Source organism: Stutzerimonas marianensis (assembly GCF_022810315.1).
Lineage (GTDB): Bacteria > Pseudomonadota > Gammaproteobacteria > Pseudomonadales > Pseudomonadaceae > Stutzerimonas > Stutzerimonas marianensis.
The window spans coordinates 258,566-273,215 of sequence record NZ_JALGRD010000008.1 but is presented as its reverse complement, the minus strand read 5'-3'; the positions used below and the strand labels follow the sequence as shown (position 1 = coordinate 273,215).

General features: G+C 64.9%; 15 protein-coding genes. 6 read left to right on the top strand and 9 right to left on the bottom strand.

Features of this window, described 5'->3' with window-relative positions:
* Positions 1–13 precede the first annotated feature (13 nt).
* Positions 14–772 (bottom strand): NRDE family protein, encoded by a 759-nt coding sequence (locus MST27_RS15800; protein WP_243606893.1) that lies wholly within the window; start codon positions 770–772, stop codon positions 14–16.
* Between the two features lie 192 nt (positions 773–964).
* Between MST27_RS15800 and MST27_RS15795 the strand changes: the two genes are divergently transcribed.
* The 3 genes from MST27_RS15795 (at position 965) to MST27_RS15785 (ending at position 3,430) form a co-directional block, all read left to right on the top strand.
* Positions 965–1,747: a sulfite exporter TauE/SafE family protein gene (locus tag MST27_RS15795; protein ID WP_243606892.1), complete on the top strand. Its 783-nt coding sequence runs from the start codon at positions 965–967 to the stop codon at positions 1,745–1,747.
* Between the two features lie 10 nt (positions 1,748–1,757).
* A complete protein-coding gene (lgt, locus tag MST27_RS15790) occupies positions 1,758–2,558 on the top strand; it encodes a prolipoprotein diacylglyceryl transferase (protein WP_243606891.1) in 801 nt (266 codons plus the stop codon).
* Positions 2,559–2,635: 77 nt separating this feature from the next.
* Positions 2,636–3,430, top strand: coding sequence for a thymidylate synthase (locus MST27_RS15785; protein ID WP_243606890.1), 795 nt, complete (start codon positions 2,636–2,638; stop codon positions 3,428–3,430).
* Between the two features lie 8 nt (positions 3,431–3,438).
* Here MST27_RS15785 and MST27_RS15780 read toward each other — a convergent pair whose 3' ends face one another.
* Positions 3,439–4,500, bottom strand: coding sequence for a transporter substrate-binding domain-containing protein (locus MST27_RS15780; RefSeq protein WP_243606889.1), 1,062 nt, complete (start codon positions 4,498–4,500; stop codon positions 3,439–3,441).
* Positions 4,501–4,640: 140 nt separating this feature from the next.
* Between MST27_RS15780 and MST27_RS15775 the strand changes: the two genes are divergently transcribed.
* Positions 4,641–5,411 carry a ParA family protein gene (locus MST27_RS15775; RefSeq protein ID WP_243606888.1) on the top strand — a complete coding sequence of 257 codons (771 nt, stop codon included), beginning with the start codon at positions 4,641–4,643 and terminating at the stop codon, positions 5,409–5,411.
* On the opposite strand, the gene MST27_RS15770 is transcribed toward MST27_RS15775, so the two are convergent.
* From MST27_RS15770 to MST27_RS15745, 6 genes are all read right to left on the bottom strand, one after another.
* Entirely contained in the window at positions 5,412–6,395 is a 984-nt protein-coding gene (locus MST27_RS15770; RefSeq protein WP_243606887.1) for a branched-chain amino acid ABC transporter permease, read from the bottom strand.
* Between the two features lies 1 nt (position 6,396).
* Positions 6,397–7,284, bottom strand: coding sequence for a branched-chain amino acid ABC transporter permease (locus MST27_RS15765; RefSeq protein WP_243606886.1), 888 nt, complete (start codon positions 7,282–7,284; stop codon positions 6,397–6,399).
* Positions 7,284–7,994, bottom strand: coding sequence for an ABC transporter ATP-binding protein (locus tag MST27_RS15760; RefSeq protein WP_243606885.1), 711 nt, complete (start codon positions 7,992–7,994; stop codon positions 7,284–7,286). Before MST27_RS15760 ends, MST27_RS15765 begins: the two co-directional genes overlap by 1 nt.
* On the bottom strand, positions 7,987–8,775 hold the full coding sequence (locus tag MST27_RS15755; RefSeq protein ID WP_243606944.1) for an ABC transporter ATP-binding protein: 789 nt from the start codon (positions 8,773–8,775) through the stop codon (positions 7,987–7,989). The genes MST27_RS15760 and MST27_RS15755 overlap by 8 nt, the downstream gene beginning before the upstream one ends.
* Positions 8,776–8,780: 5 nt before the next feature.
* Entirely contained in the window at positions 8,781–9,983 is a 1,203-nt protein-coding gene (locus MST27_RS15750; protein WP_243606884.1) for an ABC transporter substrate-binding protein, read from the bottom strand.
* 306 nt (positions 9,984–10,289) lie between these two features.
* The gene (locus MST27_RS15745) at positions 10,290–11,081 is read right to left on the bottom strand and encodes a universal stress protein (protein ID WP_243606883.1); all 792 of its coding nucleotides are present in this window, start codon (positions 11,079–11,081) and stop codon (positions 10,290–10,292) included.
* Positions 11,082–11,271: 190 nt separating this feature from the next.
* Between MST27_RS15745 and MST27_RS15740 the strand changes: the two genes are divergently transcribed.
* A complete protein-coding gene (locus tag MST27_RS15740) occupies positions 11,272–12,168 on the top strand; it encodes a response regulator (RefSeq protein WP_243606882.1) in 897 nt (298 codons plus the stop codon).
* Positions 12,169–12,300: 132 nt separating this feature from the next.
* On the top strand, positions 12,301–13,197 hold the full coding sequence (locus MST27_RS15735; protein ID WP_243606881.1) for a peptidoglycan DD-metalloendopeptidase family protein: 897 nt from the start codon (positions 12,301–12,303) through the stop codon (positions 13,195–13,197).
* Between the two features lie 36 nt (positions 13,198–13,233).
* On the opposite strand, the gene MST27_RS15730 is transcribed toward MST27_RS15735, so the two are convergent.
* Positions 13,234–14,583 (bottom strand): hemolysin family protein, encoded by a 1,350-nt coding sequence (locus MST27_RS15730; protein ID WP_243606880.1) that lies wholly within the window; start codon positions 14,581–14,583, stop codon positions 13,234–13,236.
* Positions 14,584–14,650: the final 67 nt, after the last annotated feature.

Below are 14,650 nucleotides of genomic sequence, written 5' to 3'. Positions count from 1 at the left end.
CGCAGCCGCCGTTTCAGTCGCGAAACGGCGGCAGGACGATGCGGGTTTCCCCGGCCGGCCCCTTGGCATCGAAGCTGCGCTCGACCACCTCCGTCGAGCCATCGGCGTGGCGGATGATCACCGTGCTCGCGCGCGTGCCGTAGTCGGCGCTGGCAATGAACACGCTCGACAGCAACCGTTCCATTTCCTGCGAGACGCCGGTATCGGGTAGCTCCTCGTCCTCGGCGGTGCGCGGGTCGCTGAGCAACTGCAGCAAGGTTTCGCAGCTGGCCGTGTCGAGGCAGCCTTGCAGTGCGGCGCGTGCCCGCCGCAACTTCGGCCAGGGACTGTCCAGCGCCGCGTTCGACAGCCCGTAGACGCCCGCCGCCAGCTTGCGTGGCGTGGCCTCGCAGGAGTTGAGGTACCACAGCTCGTCGCGGTCACCGATCAGCAGGTTGAAGCCCGAATAATGCTCGAGAAAGCCCGACACCTCGATCAGGTAGGCCTCCGGGGACAGGTCGCCCCGCAGGTACTGAGCCGGGAGTTCGCCGCGCGAGCGCGAGCCGGTCGGTGCGCTGGGGTCGCGGATGTTGGTCAGCGCGGCGAAGCGGCCGCGTTCGGTGACGGCCATCCAGGTACCGCCACCCTGCAGATCGATGCCGCCGACGACGCCGGGCGCGTCCTGCCAATGCCCGAGTGGCAGGCTGGGACGGTCGTAGAATTCGTCACGGTTGGCGGCGACGATCAGGGGCACCGAGTGTTGCGGGCGCCAGGCAAACACGATCAGGCACATAGGCGGTCGAAAAGGCGAATGAGGCTCGAGGCTAGACGAAAGGGCGGCTCGCCCACAAGCAAGCGAGCCGACGTACCCGAACTCTGACCGCTGACGGTCGCTGCCGATCCCTTTGCGCGTCGGCAGACCACGCGTCCAGCCGCCAAGGCGTTTTTCCGCTACCATGCCGCTTTGTTTTTTCAGGGTGGTCCGATGGAGTTCGCGCTTTATCTGCTGCTGGGCGGATTCGCTGGGGTCATGGCGGGGCTGTTCGGCGTGGGAGGTGGGCTGATCATCGTGCCGGTTCTGGTCTTCAGCTTCACCGCGCAAGGTTTCGATCCGCAGATCCTGACCCACCTGGCCGTTGGCACCTCATTGGCTACCATCGTCTTCACTTCGCTCAATTCGATTCTGACCCACCATCGCAAGGGGGCGGTACGCTGGCCGGTGGTGCTCTGGATGACGCTCGGTATCGTGCTGGGCGCCGCGCTCGGCAGCCTGACCGCGGCCGCGATCCAGGGCCCGCTGCTGCAGAAGATCATTGGCGTCTTTGCCATCGCCATGGCTGTGCAGATGGGCTTTTCGCTGCAGCCCAAGGCCAGCGCGGGCGTGCCGGGCAAGCCGGTGCTGACGTTCGCCGGGGTGGTGATCGGCTGGGCATCGGCGATCTTCGGCATTGGCGGCGGCTCGCTGACGGTGCCCTTTCTCAGCTGGCGCAGTGTGCCGATGCAGCAGGCCGTCGCGACATCCGCCGCCTGTGGTTTACCGATCGCGATCGCCGGCGCGTTGAGTTTCGCCGTGGTGGGCTGGCAGGATGCGCATCTGCCGGAATGGAGTGTCGGCTTCGTTTACCTGCCGGCGTTGGTGGGCGTTGCCATCACCAGTATGTTTTTTGCCCGAGTCGGCGCGCTGCTCGCGCATCGCCTGTCGCCGCAGATGTTGCGGCGGCTGTTCGCTCTGTTGCTGCTGGGCGTGGGTATCAATTTCTTGATCTGAGGAAACCTGGATGCTGCCTTATCCGCAGATAGACCCCGTCGCCGTGTCGCTGGGGCCGTTGCAAATCCATTGGTATGGCCTGATGTATCTGGTCGGTATCGGCGGTGCCTGGCTGTTGGCGTCGCGCCGGCTGCATCGCTTCGACCCGAGCTGGAACAAGGACAAACTCTCCGACCTGGTGTTCTGGGTGGCCATGGGTGTGATCGTCGGCGGGCGTTTGGGCTACGTGCTGTTCTATGACCTGGCGTCCTATCTCAACGACCCGACGCTGATCCTGCAGGTGTGGAAGGGCGGCATGTCCTTTCACGGTGGGCTGATCGGCGTACTGTTGTGCAGCTGGATCTTTGCCCGGCGCAACGGGAAACGCTTCTTCGAGCTGATGGACTTCATCGCGCCCTTCGTGCCGATCGGCCTGGGCGCCGGGCGCATCGGCAATTTCATCAACGCCGAACTCTGGGGCAAGGCGAGCGACGTGCCCTGGGCCATGGTCTTTCCGACCGATCCGCAGCAGCTGGCGCGCCATCCTTCGCAGCTCTACCAATTCGCCCTCGAAGGCGTCGCCCTGTTCGTCATTCTCTGGCTGTATTCGAGCAAGCCGCGGCCGACCATGGCTGTTTCCGGCCTGTTCGCCGTGTGCTACGGCATCTTCCGCTTCATCGTCGAGTTCGTTCGTGTGCCCGATGCCCAGCTGGGCTACCTCGCCTTCGGCTGGTTGACCATGGGGCAGGTGCTCTGCGTGCCGATGATCCTGATCGGTCTGGGGATGATGGTCTGGGCCTATCGCCACGAGCCGCGTAACGCGACGGCCTGACCGCTGCTCCGTCCGGCGCGACAAGCCGGGCGACGAGCCTTTACTATGGCGCCCACTTTCGTTCGACGAGCCCCTCGATGAAACAGTACCTCGACCTGATGCGCCACGTGCGCGAGCACGGCACCTTCAAGAGCGACCGCACCGGCACCGGCACCTACAGCGTGTTCGGCTACCAGATGCGCTTCGACCTGGCCGACGGCTTCCCGCTGGTGACCACCAAGAAGTGCCACCTCAAGTCGATCATTCACGAGCTGCTGTGGTTTCTCAAAGGCGAGACCAATATCCGTTACCTGAAGGAAAACGGTGTCTCGATCTGGGACGAGTGGGCCGACGAGCACGGCGAGCTCGGGCCTGTCTATGGCTATCAGTGGCGCAGCTGGCCGGCGCCGAACGGTGAGTCCATCGACCAGATCGCCAAGCTCGTGGACATGATCAAGCGCAACCCGGACTCGCGCCGGCTGATCGTCTCGGCCTGGAATCCGGCCCTGGTCGAACAGATGGCGCTGCCGCCCTGTCACGCGCTGTTCCAGTTCTACGTCGCCGACGGCAAGCTCAGCTGCCAGCTCTACCAGCGTTCGGCCGACATCTTCCTTGGCGTGCCCTTCAACATCGCCAGCTACGCGCTGCTGACGCTGATGGTGGCGCAGGTCTGCGACCTTGAACCGGGTGAATTCATCTGGACCGGCGGCGACTGCCATCTCTACGCCAACCACCTGGAGCAGGCCGACCTGCAGCTCACCCGCGAGCCACTGCCGCTACCGACCATGAAGCTCAACCCGGACGTGAAGGACCTGTTCGCCTTCCGCTTCGACGACTTCGAGCTGGTCGGCTACCAGGCCCATCCGCACATCAAGGCGCCCGTCGCGGTCTGACCTTCGCCTCAGGGCTTGCCGAGGTAGCGCTCCAGCAGCTGCTGCCAGGCCGGCCCGGCGGTGATTTCGAGGATCGCCTGGCTGACCGGCTCGCGCAGCGGGCTATGGCTGGGAACGGCGAAGGCGTACGACTGATTCTCGAAGGTGCCGGGGAGCACGCGCAGACCGCCGTGGTTCAGCTCGCCGTTGCGGTACTGCAGGATCGGCAGGTCGTAGACCACCGCTTCGGCCTCGCCCGACTGCACGGCCCGCATCGCCTGGCTGAGGTCGGGATAGCGACTGGCGCGGATGCGCTGTTCGTCCAGGTAGCGTTCGCTGACCGTGCCCTCGACGGTCGCCACGTGGGCGCGACGCAGATCGTCCGGCCCCTCCAGCCCGCCTTGCAGGTTGCCCACCGTCAGGGTCGTGGTCACCGCCGCGGTGAAGGTCGACACCATGACCAGGGCGGCGAACATCCAGATGATCGCCACCAGTCGGCCGCCGAAGGTCACCGGTGATTTGTCGCCGTAGCCGACGGTGGTCATGGTCACGGCGGCCCACCAGAACCCGTTGCCCATGCCTTGAAGCGAGCTGTCACCGAATTGCGTCCGGTTGTGCCTGCGTTCGAAGAGCCACAACACCGTTCCGACGATGAGCAGCAGCGCCGCCAGCCCGATGATCAGGCTGAGAGACTGCCAGGACATGAGCGCCCGCAGGGCCGCCCAGCCGTTATCAGGTTGGGCCGGCACGCCAATGGCCAGCCCGGTGCGGTAGAAGGGGTGGGTTAAGTCGATCAGCGCCTCGCGTTCGGCGGTCATGGTCAGGGCACCGACGGCGATATCCAGCTGCCCGTTCTGCAACCCCGGCAACAACTGATCGAAGGGCAGGGGCTGCAGTTCGTAGCGGTAGCCGTTGCGCTCGGCGGCCTGCTGCCAAAGTTCCAGGCTGATGCCGCTCCAGCGGCCGTCGGGCTCCTGAATCACGAAGGGCGGCACCTCGGTAATGCCGACCCTGAGCACCTCCGGTGCCGGCTGGGCCAACAGGGGTGACGACAGCAGGCTGAATATTAGACCGATGAGCATCCGGGCCATGGAACAAGCTCCTGGGTTGTTTTTTGCCGCAGGGTAACAAAGCGCTATCAAGGCGTGCCGGTCGGACCCGGCGAAAGTAGTCATACCCTTGCCGCAAGCGTTGTATAGACTCCAGCCAGACCAGACAGGAGGAACGAACCATGCGAAGGGTGGTGTTCAACCAGAAGGGCGGTGTCGGCAAGTCCAGCATTGCCTCGAATCTGGCCGCGGTCAGTGCCGCGCAGGGCTACAGGACCTTGCTGATCGACCTCGACGCCCAGGCCAACTCCAGCCATTACCTCACCGGCCTCAGCGGTGACGCGCTGCCCACCGGCATGGCCGACTACTTCAAGCAGATCCTCGCCGGCGGGCCGGGCGGGAAGAAGGCTCGCCCACCGATCAGCGAGACACGCTTCGACAACCTGCATCTGATCGGCGCGACCGCCGAGCTGGCCGACCTGCAATCCAAGCTGGAGGCCAAGCACAAGATCAACAAGCTGCGAAAGCTGCTGCTGACCCTGTCCGAGGAATACGAGCGGATCTACATCGACACGCCGCCGGCGCTGAATTTCTACACCGTCTCGGCCTTGATCGCCGCCGACCGCTGCCTGATTCCCTTCGACTGCGACAGCTTCTCGCGCCAGGCGCTGTACAGCCTGCTCGACGAGATCGAGGAGTTGCAGGAAGACCATAACGAGGGCCTTGAAGTCGAGGGCATCGTCGTCAACCAGTTCCAGCCGCGCGCGGCGCTGCCGCAGCAAATGATCGACGAGCTGATCGCCGAAGGCCTGCCGGTACTGCCGGTTCACCTGATGAGCTCGGTGCGCATGCGCGAGTCGCACCAGGCCTGCACGCCGCTCATTCATTTCGATCCCAGGCACAAGCTCAGCCAGCAGTTCGTCGAACTGCACGGGCACCTCGAGAGCGCCTGATCAACCGGTGCGCGAGCGCGCCAGGCGTCTGCCCAGGCGCGAGGCGTAGAACTCACCGACGATGCCGCGGCGGAAGATCAGCACGCAGATCATGAAGATGATGCCGGTGACCAGCGTGACCGGCAGCTCGGACGTCGCGAAGTAGTTGCCCAGGGTGGTCACCAGCGCAGCGCCGAAGATCGGCCCGACCAGCGTGCCGATGCCACCGAGCAATGTCATCAGCACCACCTCGCCGGACATCTGCCAACTCACGTCGGTGAGCGTGGCGAACTGGAACACCAACGCCTTGAGCCCGCCGGCCAGCCCGGCGAGCGTCGCCGACATGACGAAGGCGCCGAGCTTGTAGCGCGACACCGTATAGCCCAGCGAGATGGCGCGGTTCTCGTTCTCGCGGATCGACTTGAGGATCATGCCGTAGGGCGAATTGATGATCCGCCAGATGGCCAGCATGCCGAGCAGGAACACCGTCAGTACGAAGAAATACATGTTCAGCGGCTCCTTCAGGTCGATCAGACCGAACAGGTGGCCGCGTGGGATGCCCTGGATGCCGTCTTCGCCATGGGTGAAGGGGGCCTGCAGGCAGAAAAAGAAGAACATCTGCGACAGCGCCAGGGTGATCATCGTCGAGTAGATGCCCTGCCGGCGGATCGCCAGGAAGCCGATCACCAGCCCCAACAGCGCGGCGCCGACCATCCCCACCAGAATGCCCAGTTCGGGCGTCAGCCCCCATTCCTTGACGGCATGGGCGGTGAAATAGGCCGCGCCGCCGAAGAAGGCCGCGTGGCCGAAGGAGAGGATGCCGGTATAGCCCAGCAGCAGGTTGAAGGCGCAGGCGAAGAGCGCGAAGCACAGCACCTTCATCAGAAACACGGGATAGAAGTACAGCGGTGCGAGCACCAGGGCGAGGATGCCGATGAGGATCAGCGTCGTCTCGGTGTTCCAGCGCTTGCGATCGGTTGCCGGGGTTACGGTTGCTCGCTGCATGTCAGCCATCCCTTCCCATAAGGCCCGCCGGCCGCACCAGCAGCACGATCGCCATGATCACGAAAATCACGATATTGGACGCCTCGGGATAGAACACCTTGGTCAGCCCCTCGAGAATGCCGAGCATGTAGCCGGTGATGATGGCGCCGAGGATCGAGCCCATGCCGCCGACCACGACCACGGCGAACACCACGATGATCAGGTTCGAACCCATCAGCGGGCTGACCTGGTAGATCGGCGCGGCGAGGATGCCGGCCAGCCCCGCCAGGCCGGCGCCTAGCCCGTAGGTGAAAGTCAGCAACAGCGGCACGTTGATGCCGAAGGTGCGCACCAGCGTCGGGTTCTCCGTCGCGGCACGCAGGTAGGCGCCCAGCTTGGTCTTCTCGATCAGCAGCCAGGTGCCCAGGCAGATCAGCAGCGACGCCACCACCACCCAGGCGCGGTACTTGGGCAGGAACATGAACCCGAGGTTGTAGCCCCCGGCGAGCAGGTTCGGCACCGCGTATGGCTGGCCGGAGGAGCCGTAGTAGTAGCGGAAGGCCCCTTCCAGCGCGAGCGCCAGGCCGAAGGTGAACAGCAGCCCGTAGAGGTGATCGAGGTTGTACAGCCGCGAAAGCGCCAGCCGCTCGACCACCGCACCGGCCAGCCCGACGATCAGCGGTGCGAGGATAAGCGCCGGCCAGTAGCCGATGCCGAGTACCGCCAGCAGCAGGTAACCGGCGAAGGCGCCCATCATGTACTGCGCGCCGTGGGCGAAGTTGATCACCTTCAGCAGGCCGAAGATGATCGCCAGCCCAAGGCTGAGCATGGCGTAGAAGGAGCCGTTGATCAGGCCGATCAGCAGTTGCCCGAGAAAGGCCTGGATGGGTACGCCGAAGATCTCCGTCATCAGACCCCCAGGGTTTCGTTGAGTATCGCCATGCGCTCGGGCAGCTCCTCGACACGGAAGCTGTCGACGATCTGCCCATGGTCGACGAGGTAGAAGCGGTCGGCGACCTTGCTCGCGAAGCGGAAGTTCTGCTCCACCAGCAGGATGGTCATGCCGCGTTGCTTGAGGGTCAGCAGGACATCGCCGATACGCTGGACGATCACCGGCGCCAGGCCTTCGGTGGGCTCGTCCAGCAACAGCAGCTTCGCTCCGGTGCGCAGGATGCGGGCGATCGCCAGCATCTGCTGTTCGCCGCCGGAGAGCTTGGTGCCGGCGCTGTTTCGCCGCTCCTTCAGATTGGGGAACAGCTCGTATATCTCGTTGGTGGTCATGCCGCCCTTGGCGATGATCGGCGGCAGATTGAGGTTCTCGTCCACCGTCAGGGTGGCGAAGATGCCGCGCTCTTCCGGCACGAAACCCATGCCGGTGTGCGCGGTGCGGTGCAGCGGCACGCGCATCATGTCGCGACCATCGAACCGGATGATGCCGCTGCGCTTGCGGATGATGCCCATGATCGAACGCAGGGCGGTGGTCTTGCCGACACCGTTGCGGCCGAGCAGGGTGACGGTCTCGCCCTGGTGCACGTCCAGATCGATGCCGTGCAGCGCATGGCTTTCGCCATACCAGGCATTGAGTTCGCGCACGTGCAGCAGCGGGCTCGCGTCAGTCATCGTCGGTCCCCATGTAGGCTTCGCGGACGCGAGCGTCCTGGCTGACGCTGCGGTAGTCGCCGGAGGTGAGGATCTCGCCGCGTTGCAACACCGTGACCTGATCGCAGAGGTCGGCGACCACCTTCAGATTGTGTTCGACCATCAACACGGCGCGCTCGCGGGCCACCTCGCGGATGATCTCCGAGACGATGTGCACATCCTCGTGGCCCATGCCCGCCATGGGCTCGTCGAGCAGCAGCACCCGGGGCTCGAGCGCCAGGGTGGTGGCGATTTCCAGCACGCGCTTGCGCCCGTAGGACAGGTCCGCCGCCGGGCTGTCGCAGGCATCCTGCAGGCCAACCGACTCGATCAGCGCCATGGCCCGCTCGTTGAGCCGGTCGAGCGAGCGCAGCGGCAGCCAGAACTGCGTCGCCAGCCCGCCTGGACGCTGCAGGGCCACACGAACGTTTTCCAGCACCGTCAGGTGGGGAAAGACCGCGGAAATCTGGAACGAGCGCACCAAGCCCATGCGGGCCACCCGGGCCGGGTCGGTACGGGTGATGTCCTCGCCGAGCAGGGTGATGGTGCCCGCCGAGGGCTGCAGGAACTTGGTCAGCAGGTTGAACACGGTGGTCTTGCCCGCGCCGTTGGGGCCGATCAGCGCATGGACGCGGGCATGATGGACGTCCAGGTCGACGTCGTTCACCGCGACGAAGCCCTTGAAATCGCGCCGCAGGCCGCGCGCCGACAGCACCACGCGAGGTGCTTCGGCTACGGCTGCGTTATCGCCATTGGGCGTCATCACGCTCACTTCACCAGGTCGCAGCCGCTTTCGGCCGGGTCGATGTACGCCTCGTCGCCGGGCACGGTGGCGAGCACCTTGTAGTAGTCCCAGGGCTCGTTGCTCTCGTCCGGCTTCTTCACTTCCATCAGGTACACGTCACTGATCAGGCGGCCGTTGGCACCGACCTTGGCGTTACGCGCGAACATGTCGTCCACCGGCATTTCGTGCATGGCCTTGGCCACCGCTTCGGTTTCGTCGGTGCCGACCTTGTCGATCGCCTTGAGGTACTGCATCACGCCGGAATAGGTGCCGGCGTGGACCATGTTAGGCATCCGCCCGGTGCGCTCGAAGAAGCGCTTGGCGAACTCGCGGGACTTGTCGTCGCGGTCCCAGTAGTAGCTTTCGGTCAGTGTCAGGCCCTGCGCCGCGTCCAGGCCCAGCCCGTGGACTTCCGACAGGGTGAACAGCAGCGCGGCCAGGCGCTGGCCACTGGCGACTATGCCGAACTCCGCGGCCTGCTTGATGGCATTGGCGGTGTCCAGCCCGGCATTGGCGAGGCCGATGACCTCCGCGCCGGAGGACTGCGCCTGAAGCAGAAAGGATGAGTAGTCATTGGTCGCCAGCGGGTGGCGCACCGAGCCCTTGATCTCGCCGCCTTTGGCCTTGACGAACTCGCTGGTCTGCTCTTCCAGCGAATAGCCGAAGGCGTAGTCGGCGGTTAGGAAGTACCAGCTGTCGCCACCCTGGGACACCAGCGCGCCGCCGGTGCCGACGGCCAGCGCATGGGTGTCGTAGGCCCAATGAAAGCCGTAGGGCGAACACTGTTTGCCGGTCAGCTCCACGGTGGCGGCCCCGGTGACCAGGTCGATTTTCTTCTTGTCCTTCGAAATGCCCTGCACGGCCAGCGCCACGGAGGACGTGGTCAGCTCCATGATCGAGTCGACCTGCTCACGGTCGTACCACTGCCGCGCGATGTTGGAGGCGATGTCCGGTTTGTTCTGATGGTCGGCCGTGACGATTTCGATGGGCGCGCCCTGCACCTTGCCGCCGAAGTCCTCAGCGGCCATCTTCGCTGCCTCGAAGGACCACTTGCCGCCGAAGTCCGCGTAGACGCCGGACTGGTCGTTGAGGATGCCGATCTTCACCTTGCCGTCGGAAATCTCCGCCCAGGCGGGCATGACCGTTGCGGTGCTCAGTACTGCCGTTGCAATTGCCAGACGCTTCATCGCCTATCTCCTTGCAGGGGGCGACCGCGCGCGTGGCGCAGGCGAGTCGCCAGCGCCTGACGACCGCGGTCAGGTGTACGGAACGGGTGGGGCAGGGCGTGCTGGGCCCGGCACGAATGGGATGATGGACAACGGTCGCCCGGGCCCCGAGAGAAGCGCAACGGTGACGCGCCGACGTGGGGCGTCACGGGCCGAACTGGGCGTAGGAGTCGCTCGGGGGGCATGGGGCGTTCATCTAATTATTATTCTTGAACTAACCGTAGCAGGGCTTTGGCCAGACGCAACCGAGCGTCATCGGGCTCCCACTCAGCGCGCGATGAGCACGTCGCAGGGTGGCTGCCCAAGATAGGCCCGGGTCTGGCTGCCCAGCAGGGCCTCGCTGATTTCGCCGCGGCTATGCCCGCCGAATGCCAGCAGTTGCGGCTTGAGCTCGGCCACGGCGGCGTCGAGACAGTTGCTGCGTTCGCCCTGTCGCAAACGGGCGTCGAGGCGGGCGCCGTTGTCCGGTAGCTCGCCACGGAGGTCGGCCAGCAGCTGGTCGAAGAGCTCGCGCTGCAGCGCCAGGTCGGCCTCGTCGGCGCCATGAACCTCGGCGACTTCGTGGACGTTCAGTGCCGTGAGCACGCCGCCTGCGCTCATCAATCTCCAGGCATGACGAAGTGCACGGCTGGCGCAGTGGGAGAAATCCAGGGCCGCCAGGGCGCGACTGTATGGGTCGGGCGCGTCGACGGCGAGCAGCACCGGCACCGGGCATGCCAGGAGGATGCGCTCGAGAGTAGTCCCGGCAAATCCGCTCGGTGACTGACGGTGATGGCGGCCAAGTATCAGGAGGTCCGCCTGCAGGCCGGCGGTCTGGGTGATGATCGCCTCCGCCACATGGCCAGGCCGAAACCAGAGCGGTACCTGCCCCAGGCCGAGCTCGGCAAGCCGGGCCTGCAACTGTTCGCGGGGGTGCTGCGTCCGGGCGCTGTCGGCGTGCTCATCCAGCACATGCACGACGTCCAGGCGCCCGCCACTGGAGCGTGCCAGCCGTGCGCCGCGCGCCAGTGCCCGGTCGGCTTCAGGGCTCAGGTCGTGCGCAACGAGTATCTGGTACATGGCGGGCCTCGCATTCTGGAAGACAGACAGGCAGTATGCCCGCCCCGGTTGCCTTGTGCGGACCAGGGTGCGCCTTCGGCGGGCCGCGCAGGCTGACCTGACGCAAGAAAAGCGGATTCACCGATCACCTGCGCTTTTTTTAATCACGCCGCTGCCGCTATGCTGGCGACCAACAAGTCAGGAGCGATCAATGAGCAAGGTCAACGTTCTGGTGGTGGATGACGCGCCCTTCATCCGTGATCTGGTGAAGAAGGGACTGCGCAGCCAGTTTCCGGGAATCAACATCGAGGATGCCGTCAATGGGCGCAAGGCTCAGCAGCTGCTCGACCGCGAACGTTTCGACCTGATCCTCTGCGACTGGGAAATGCCGGAGATGTCCGGCCTCGAGCTGCTCACCTGGTGTCGGTCCCAGGAGCGGCTGAAAACCATCCCCTTCATCATGGTCACCAGCCGGGGCGACAAGGAAAATGTCGTTCAGGCGATCCAGTCCGGTGTGTCCGATTTCATCGGCAAGCCCTTCTCCAACGAACAGCTGACCACCAAGGTCCGCAAGGCGCTGGCGCGCGCCGGCAAGCTCGATGCGCTGGCTGCCAGCGCGCCGGTGAAAAACATGGCGACCGGCATGGCCAACGATTCGCTGGCCGCGCTTACCGGCGGCAAGGCCGAAGTCATCAAACCGGCACCCCAGACCGCTGCCCCTGCCGCGCCGCTGATCCCACCGACGGCGAGCAAACCCAGTGCCGCGAGTGGCGGTCGTGGTCAGGGTCAATTGCGGTTGGCATCGGGCACCCAGGCCTGCGTGATCAAGGCGCTGAGTCTCAAGGAGGCACTGCTGGTGGTCAAACGCGGCGAGACCCTGCCGCAGGTACTGGAGAGTGCAGTGCTCGACCTGGAGCAAGGCGAGGGTGGCGAGGTGGCCCGGCTCAACGGTTACCTGCACGCCGTCGCCGCGTTGGAGCCCAAGCCCGATAGCGAGTGGCTGCAGCTGACCTTCCGTTTCGTCGACCGCGATCCGCAGAAGCTCGATTACCTGTCCAGGCTGATCGCACGCGGTACCGCCCAGCGGCACTTCGTCCCCGGCGCCTGAGTCAGGTTCGATTCACCGCTCGTCAGAAACCACCGCCTTGTGATGAACAAATTCACAGGTCGAGGGTCCTTGGCTCGCACCTGAGGGGCCGCGCTGCTAGTCTGCCGGCCTCTGGACTTCGAAGTTGCAGTTATGTTCGGGCGCATTCTCCTTGCTCTCGGGGCGTTCTGGCTGGCCACATCCGCCTCGGCTCTGACCATCTACAAGTACACCGACGCCAACGGCGTGGTCACCTATAGCGACCAGGCCGCACCGGGCGCGCGGGTGTTCACCTTCAGCGACCGGATGGTCGAGAAGCTCGACACCCAGGTGAAACTGGAAACCCGCAAGCATGCCGCCGGTGAAACCCTGCTGGTGCGCAACGACCTCTTCGCTCCGGTCGATATCGAACTCAAGCTGACGGGCGTGCAGAACGCCGTCGGAGCACCGCAAAAGCCGATTCGCTGGGTGCTGCCGCCACGTAGCCAGATCCGCCTGGCGACCCTCGCCCCGCTGGATCCATCCAAACCGCTGAAATACACGCCCAAGCTGCGTCATGCCCTGGGCGACCCGCGTCTGCTGCCGAAGCCATACAAGTACCCGCTGCCCTGGCGCGGTGGTCCGTTCCGCCTGACCCAGGGCGCCAACGGCAAGTACAGCCACTTCACTCCGAAAGGACGTTACGCGGCCGACATCGCCATGCCCGAGGGCACGCCCATCGTCGCGGCACGCGGCGGTATGGTGGTCAAGGTCGAGAATGCCCAGAGTGGTCGTGGCAACAACCCGGCCGGCAACTTCGTCCGCGTGCTGCATGACGACGGCACCATGGGCGTCTACCTGCACCTGATGAAGGGCTCGGTCAGCGTTCGCGAAGGCCAGCGCGTCGAGACCGGCAGCCTGCTGGCCCGCTCCGGCAACACTGGCAACAGCACCGGCCCGCACCTGCACTTCGTCGTCCAGCGCAACGTCGGCCTGGCTGTCGAGTCGATCCCCTTCGACTTCGCCCAGCCGGTCAACAGCCTGCCGAACTTCGCGGTTGGTGGCGATTGAGGGTGATTTTCACCCTCGATTTGCACCAGCTGGCGCTTATTGCTTCAACACCTTGGCCAGCACGATCTTCGGTCCGCGCATCTTCTTGATCACGATCTGCAGGCCCTCAACCTGCATGACTTCGTTCTCCTCCGGCACGCGTTTGAGGCTTTCGTAGACGAGGCCGGCCAGGGTTTCGGCTTCGATATGGTCCAGGTCGACGTCGAGCAGGCGCTCGAGCTTGAACAGCGGGGTGTCGCCGCGGACCAGCAGCTTGCCGGGCTGGTAGGCGAGGATGCCGCGCTCTGTCTTGCGGTGTTCGTCCTGAATGTCGCCGACCAGCACCTCCAGCACATCTTCCATGGTCAGGAAGCCGATGACCTTGTGATCGCCTTCCTCGACCAGCACGAAATGCGCGCCGCCTTGGCGGAACTGGTCGAGCAGTTCGCTCAGCGGCATGTGCTTGGACACGCGCTCGAGCGGGCGCAGCAGGGCATCCAGATCGAAGTGCTCGGCGAGCTGCGGGTCGCCGGCCAGAGCCAGGAGCAGGTCCTTGATGTGCAGCAGGCCGATGTAGTCACCCTGCTCGGCGTCATAGACGGGATATCGGCTGTACTTGTGTCGGCGCACGAGCTCGAGGATGTCCGTGAGGGTGGCGTCATGGTCGAGCTGCAGCAGGTCTTCACGGGAATTGGCCCAGTCCACCACCTCTAGCTCGCTCATTTCCACGGCCGAGGCCAATACCTGGATCTGGCTGTTGCCCGGGTCTAGCGCGCGGTTCGAATGCAGGATCAGTTTGAGTTCGTCGCGGCTGTAGTGATGCTCGTGATGGCTGCCGGGCTCGCCCTGGCCGGCGATGCGCAGGATGGCGTTGGCGCTGGCGTTGAGCAGGTAGATGGCCGGATACATCAGCCAGTAGAACAGATAGAGCGGCACGGCCGTCCACAGCGACAGCAGCTCGGGCTTGCGGATCGCCCAGGATTTCGGGGCCAGCTCGCCGACCACGATGTGCAGGTACGAAATGATGAAGAACGCCGTGAAGAAGGCAACGGCGTGGACGACGGCGGCTGATTGCACGCCCGCGGCCGCGAGCACCGGCTCGAGCAGGTGCGCGAATGCCGGCTCGCCCACCCAGCCAAGCCCGAGCGAGGCCAGTGTGATGCCGAGCTGGCAAGCGGACAGGTAGGCGTCGAGCTGATTGTGCACGGTGCGCAGGATGCGCCCACGCCAGCCGTGCTGCTTGGCGATGGCCTCCACCTTGGTCGCACGCAGCTTGACCATGGCGAACTCGGCGGCCACGAAGAAGCCGTTGAGCAGGACCAGGAAGAGGGCAAACAGAATCATGCCGATGTCGGCGAAATAGGAGGGGGCGGCGTAGCTCGCGGCGATACTGGGGGAAGGGTCCATTGAAGTGTCGGGTAGTCGATGACGGCCCAAGGATGGGGCCGGGTCGGGGTTATTTCAAGGTGATGGC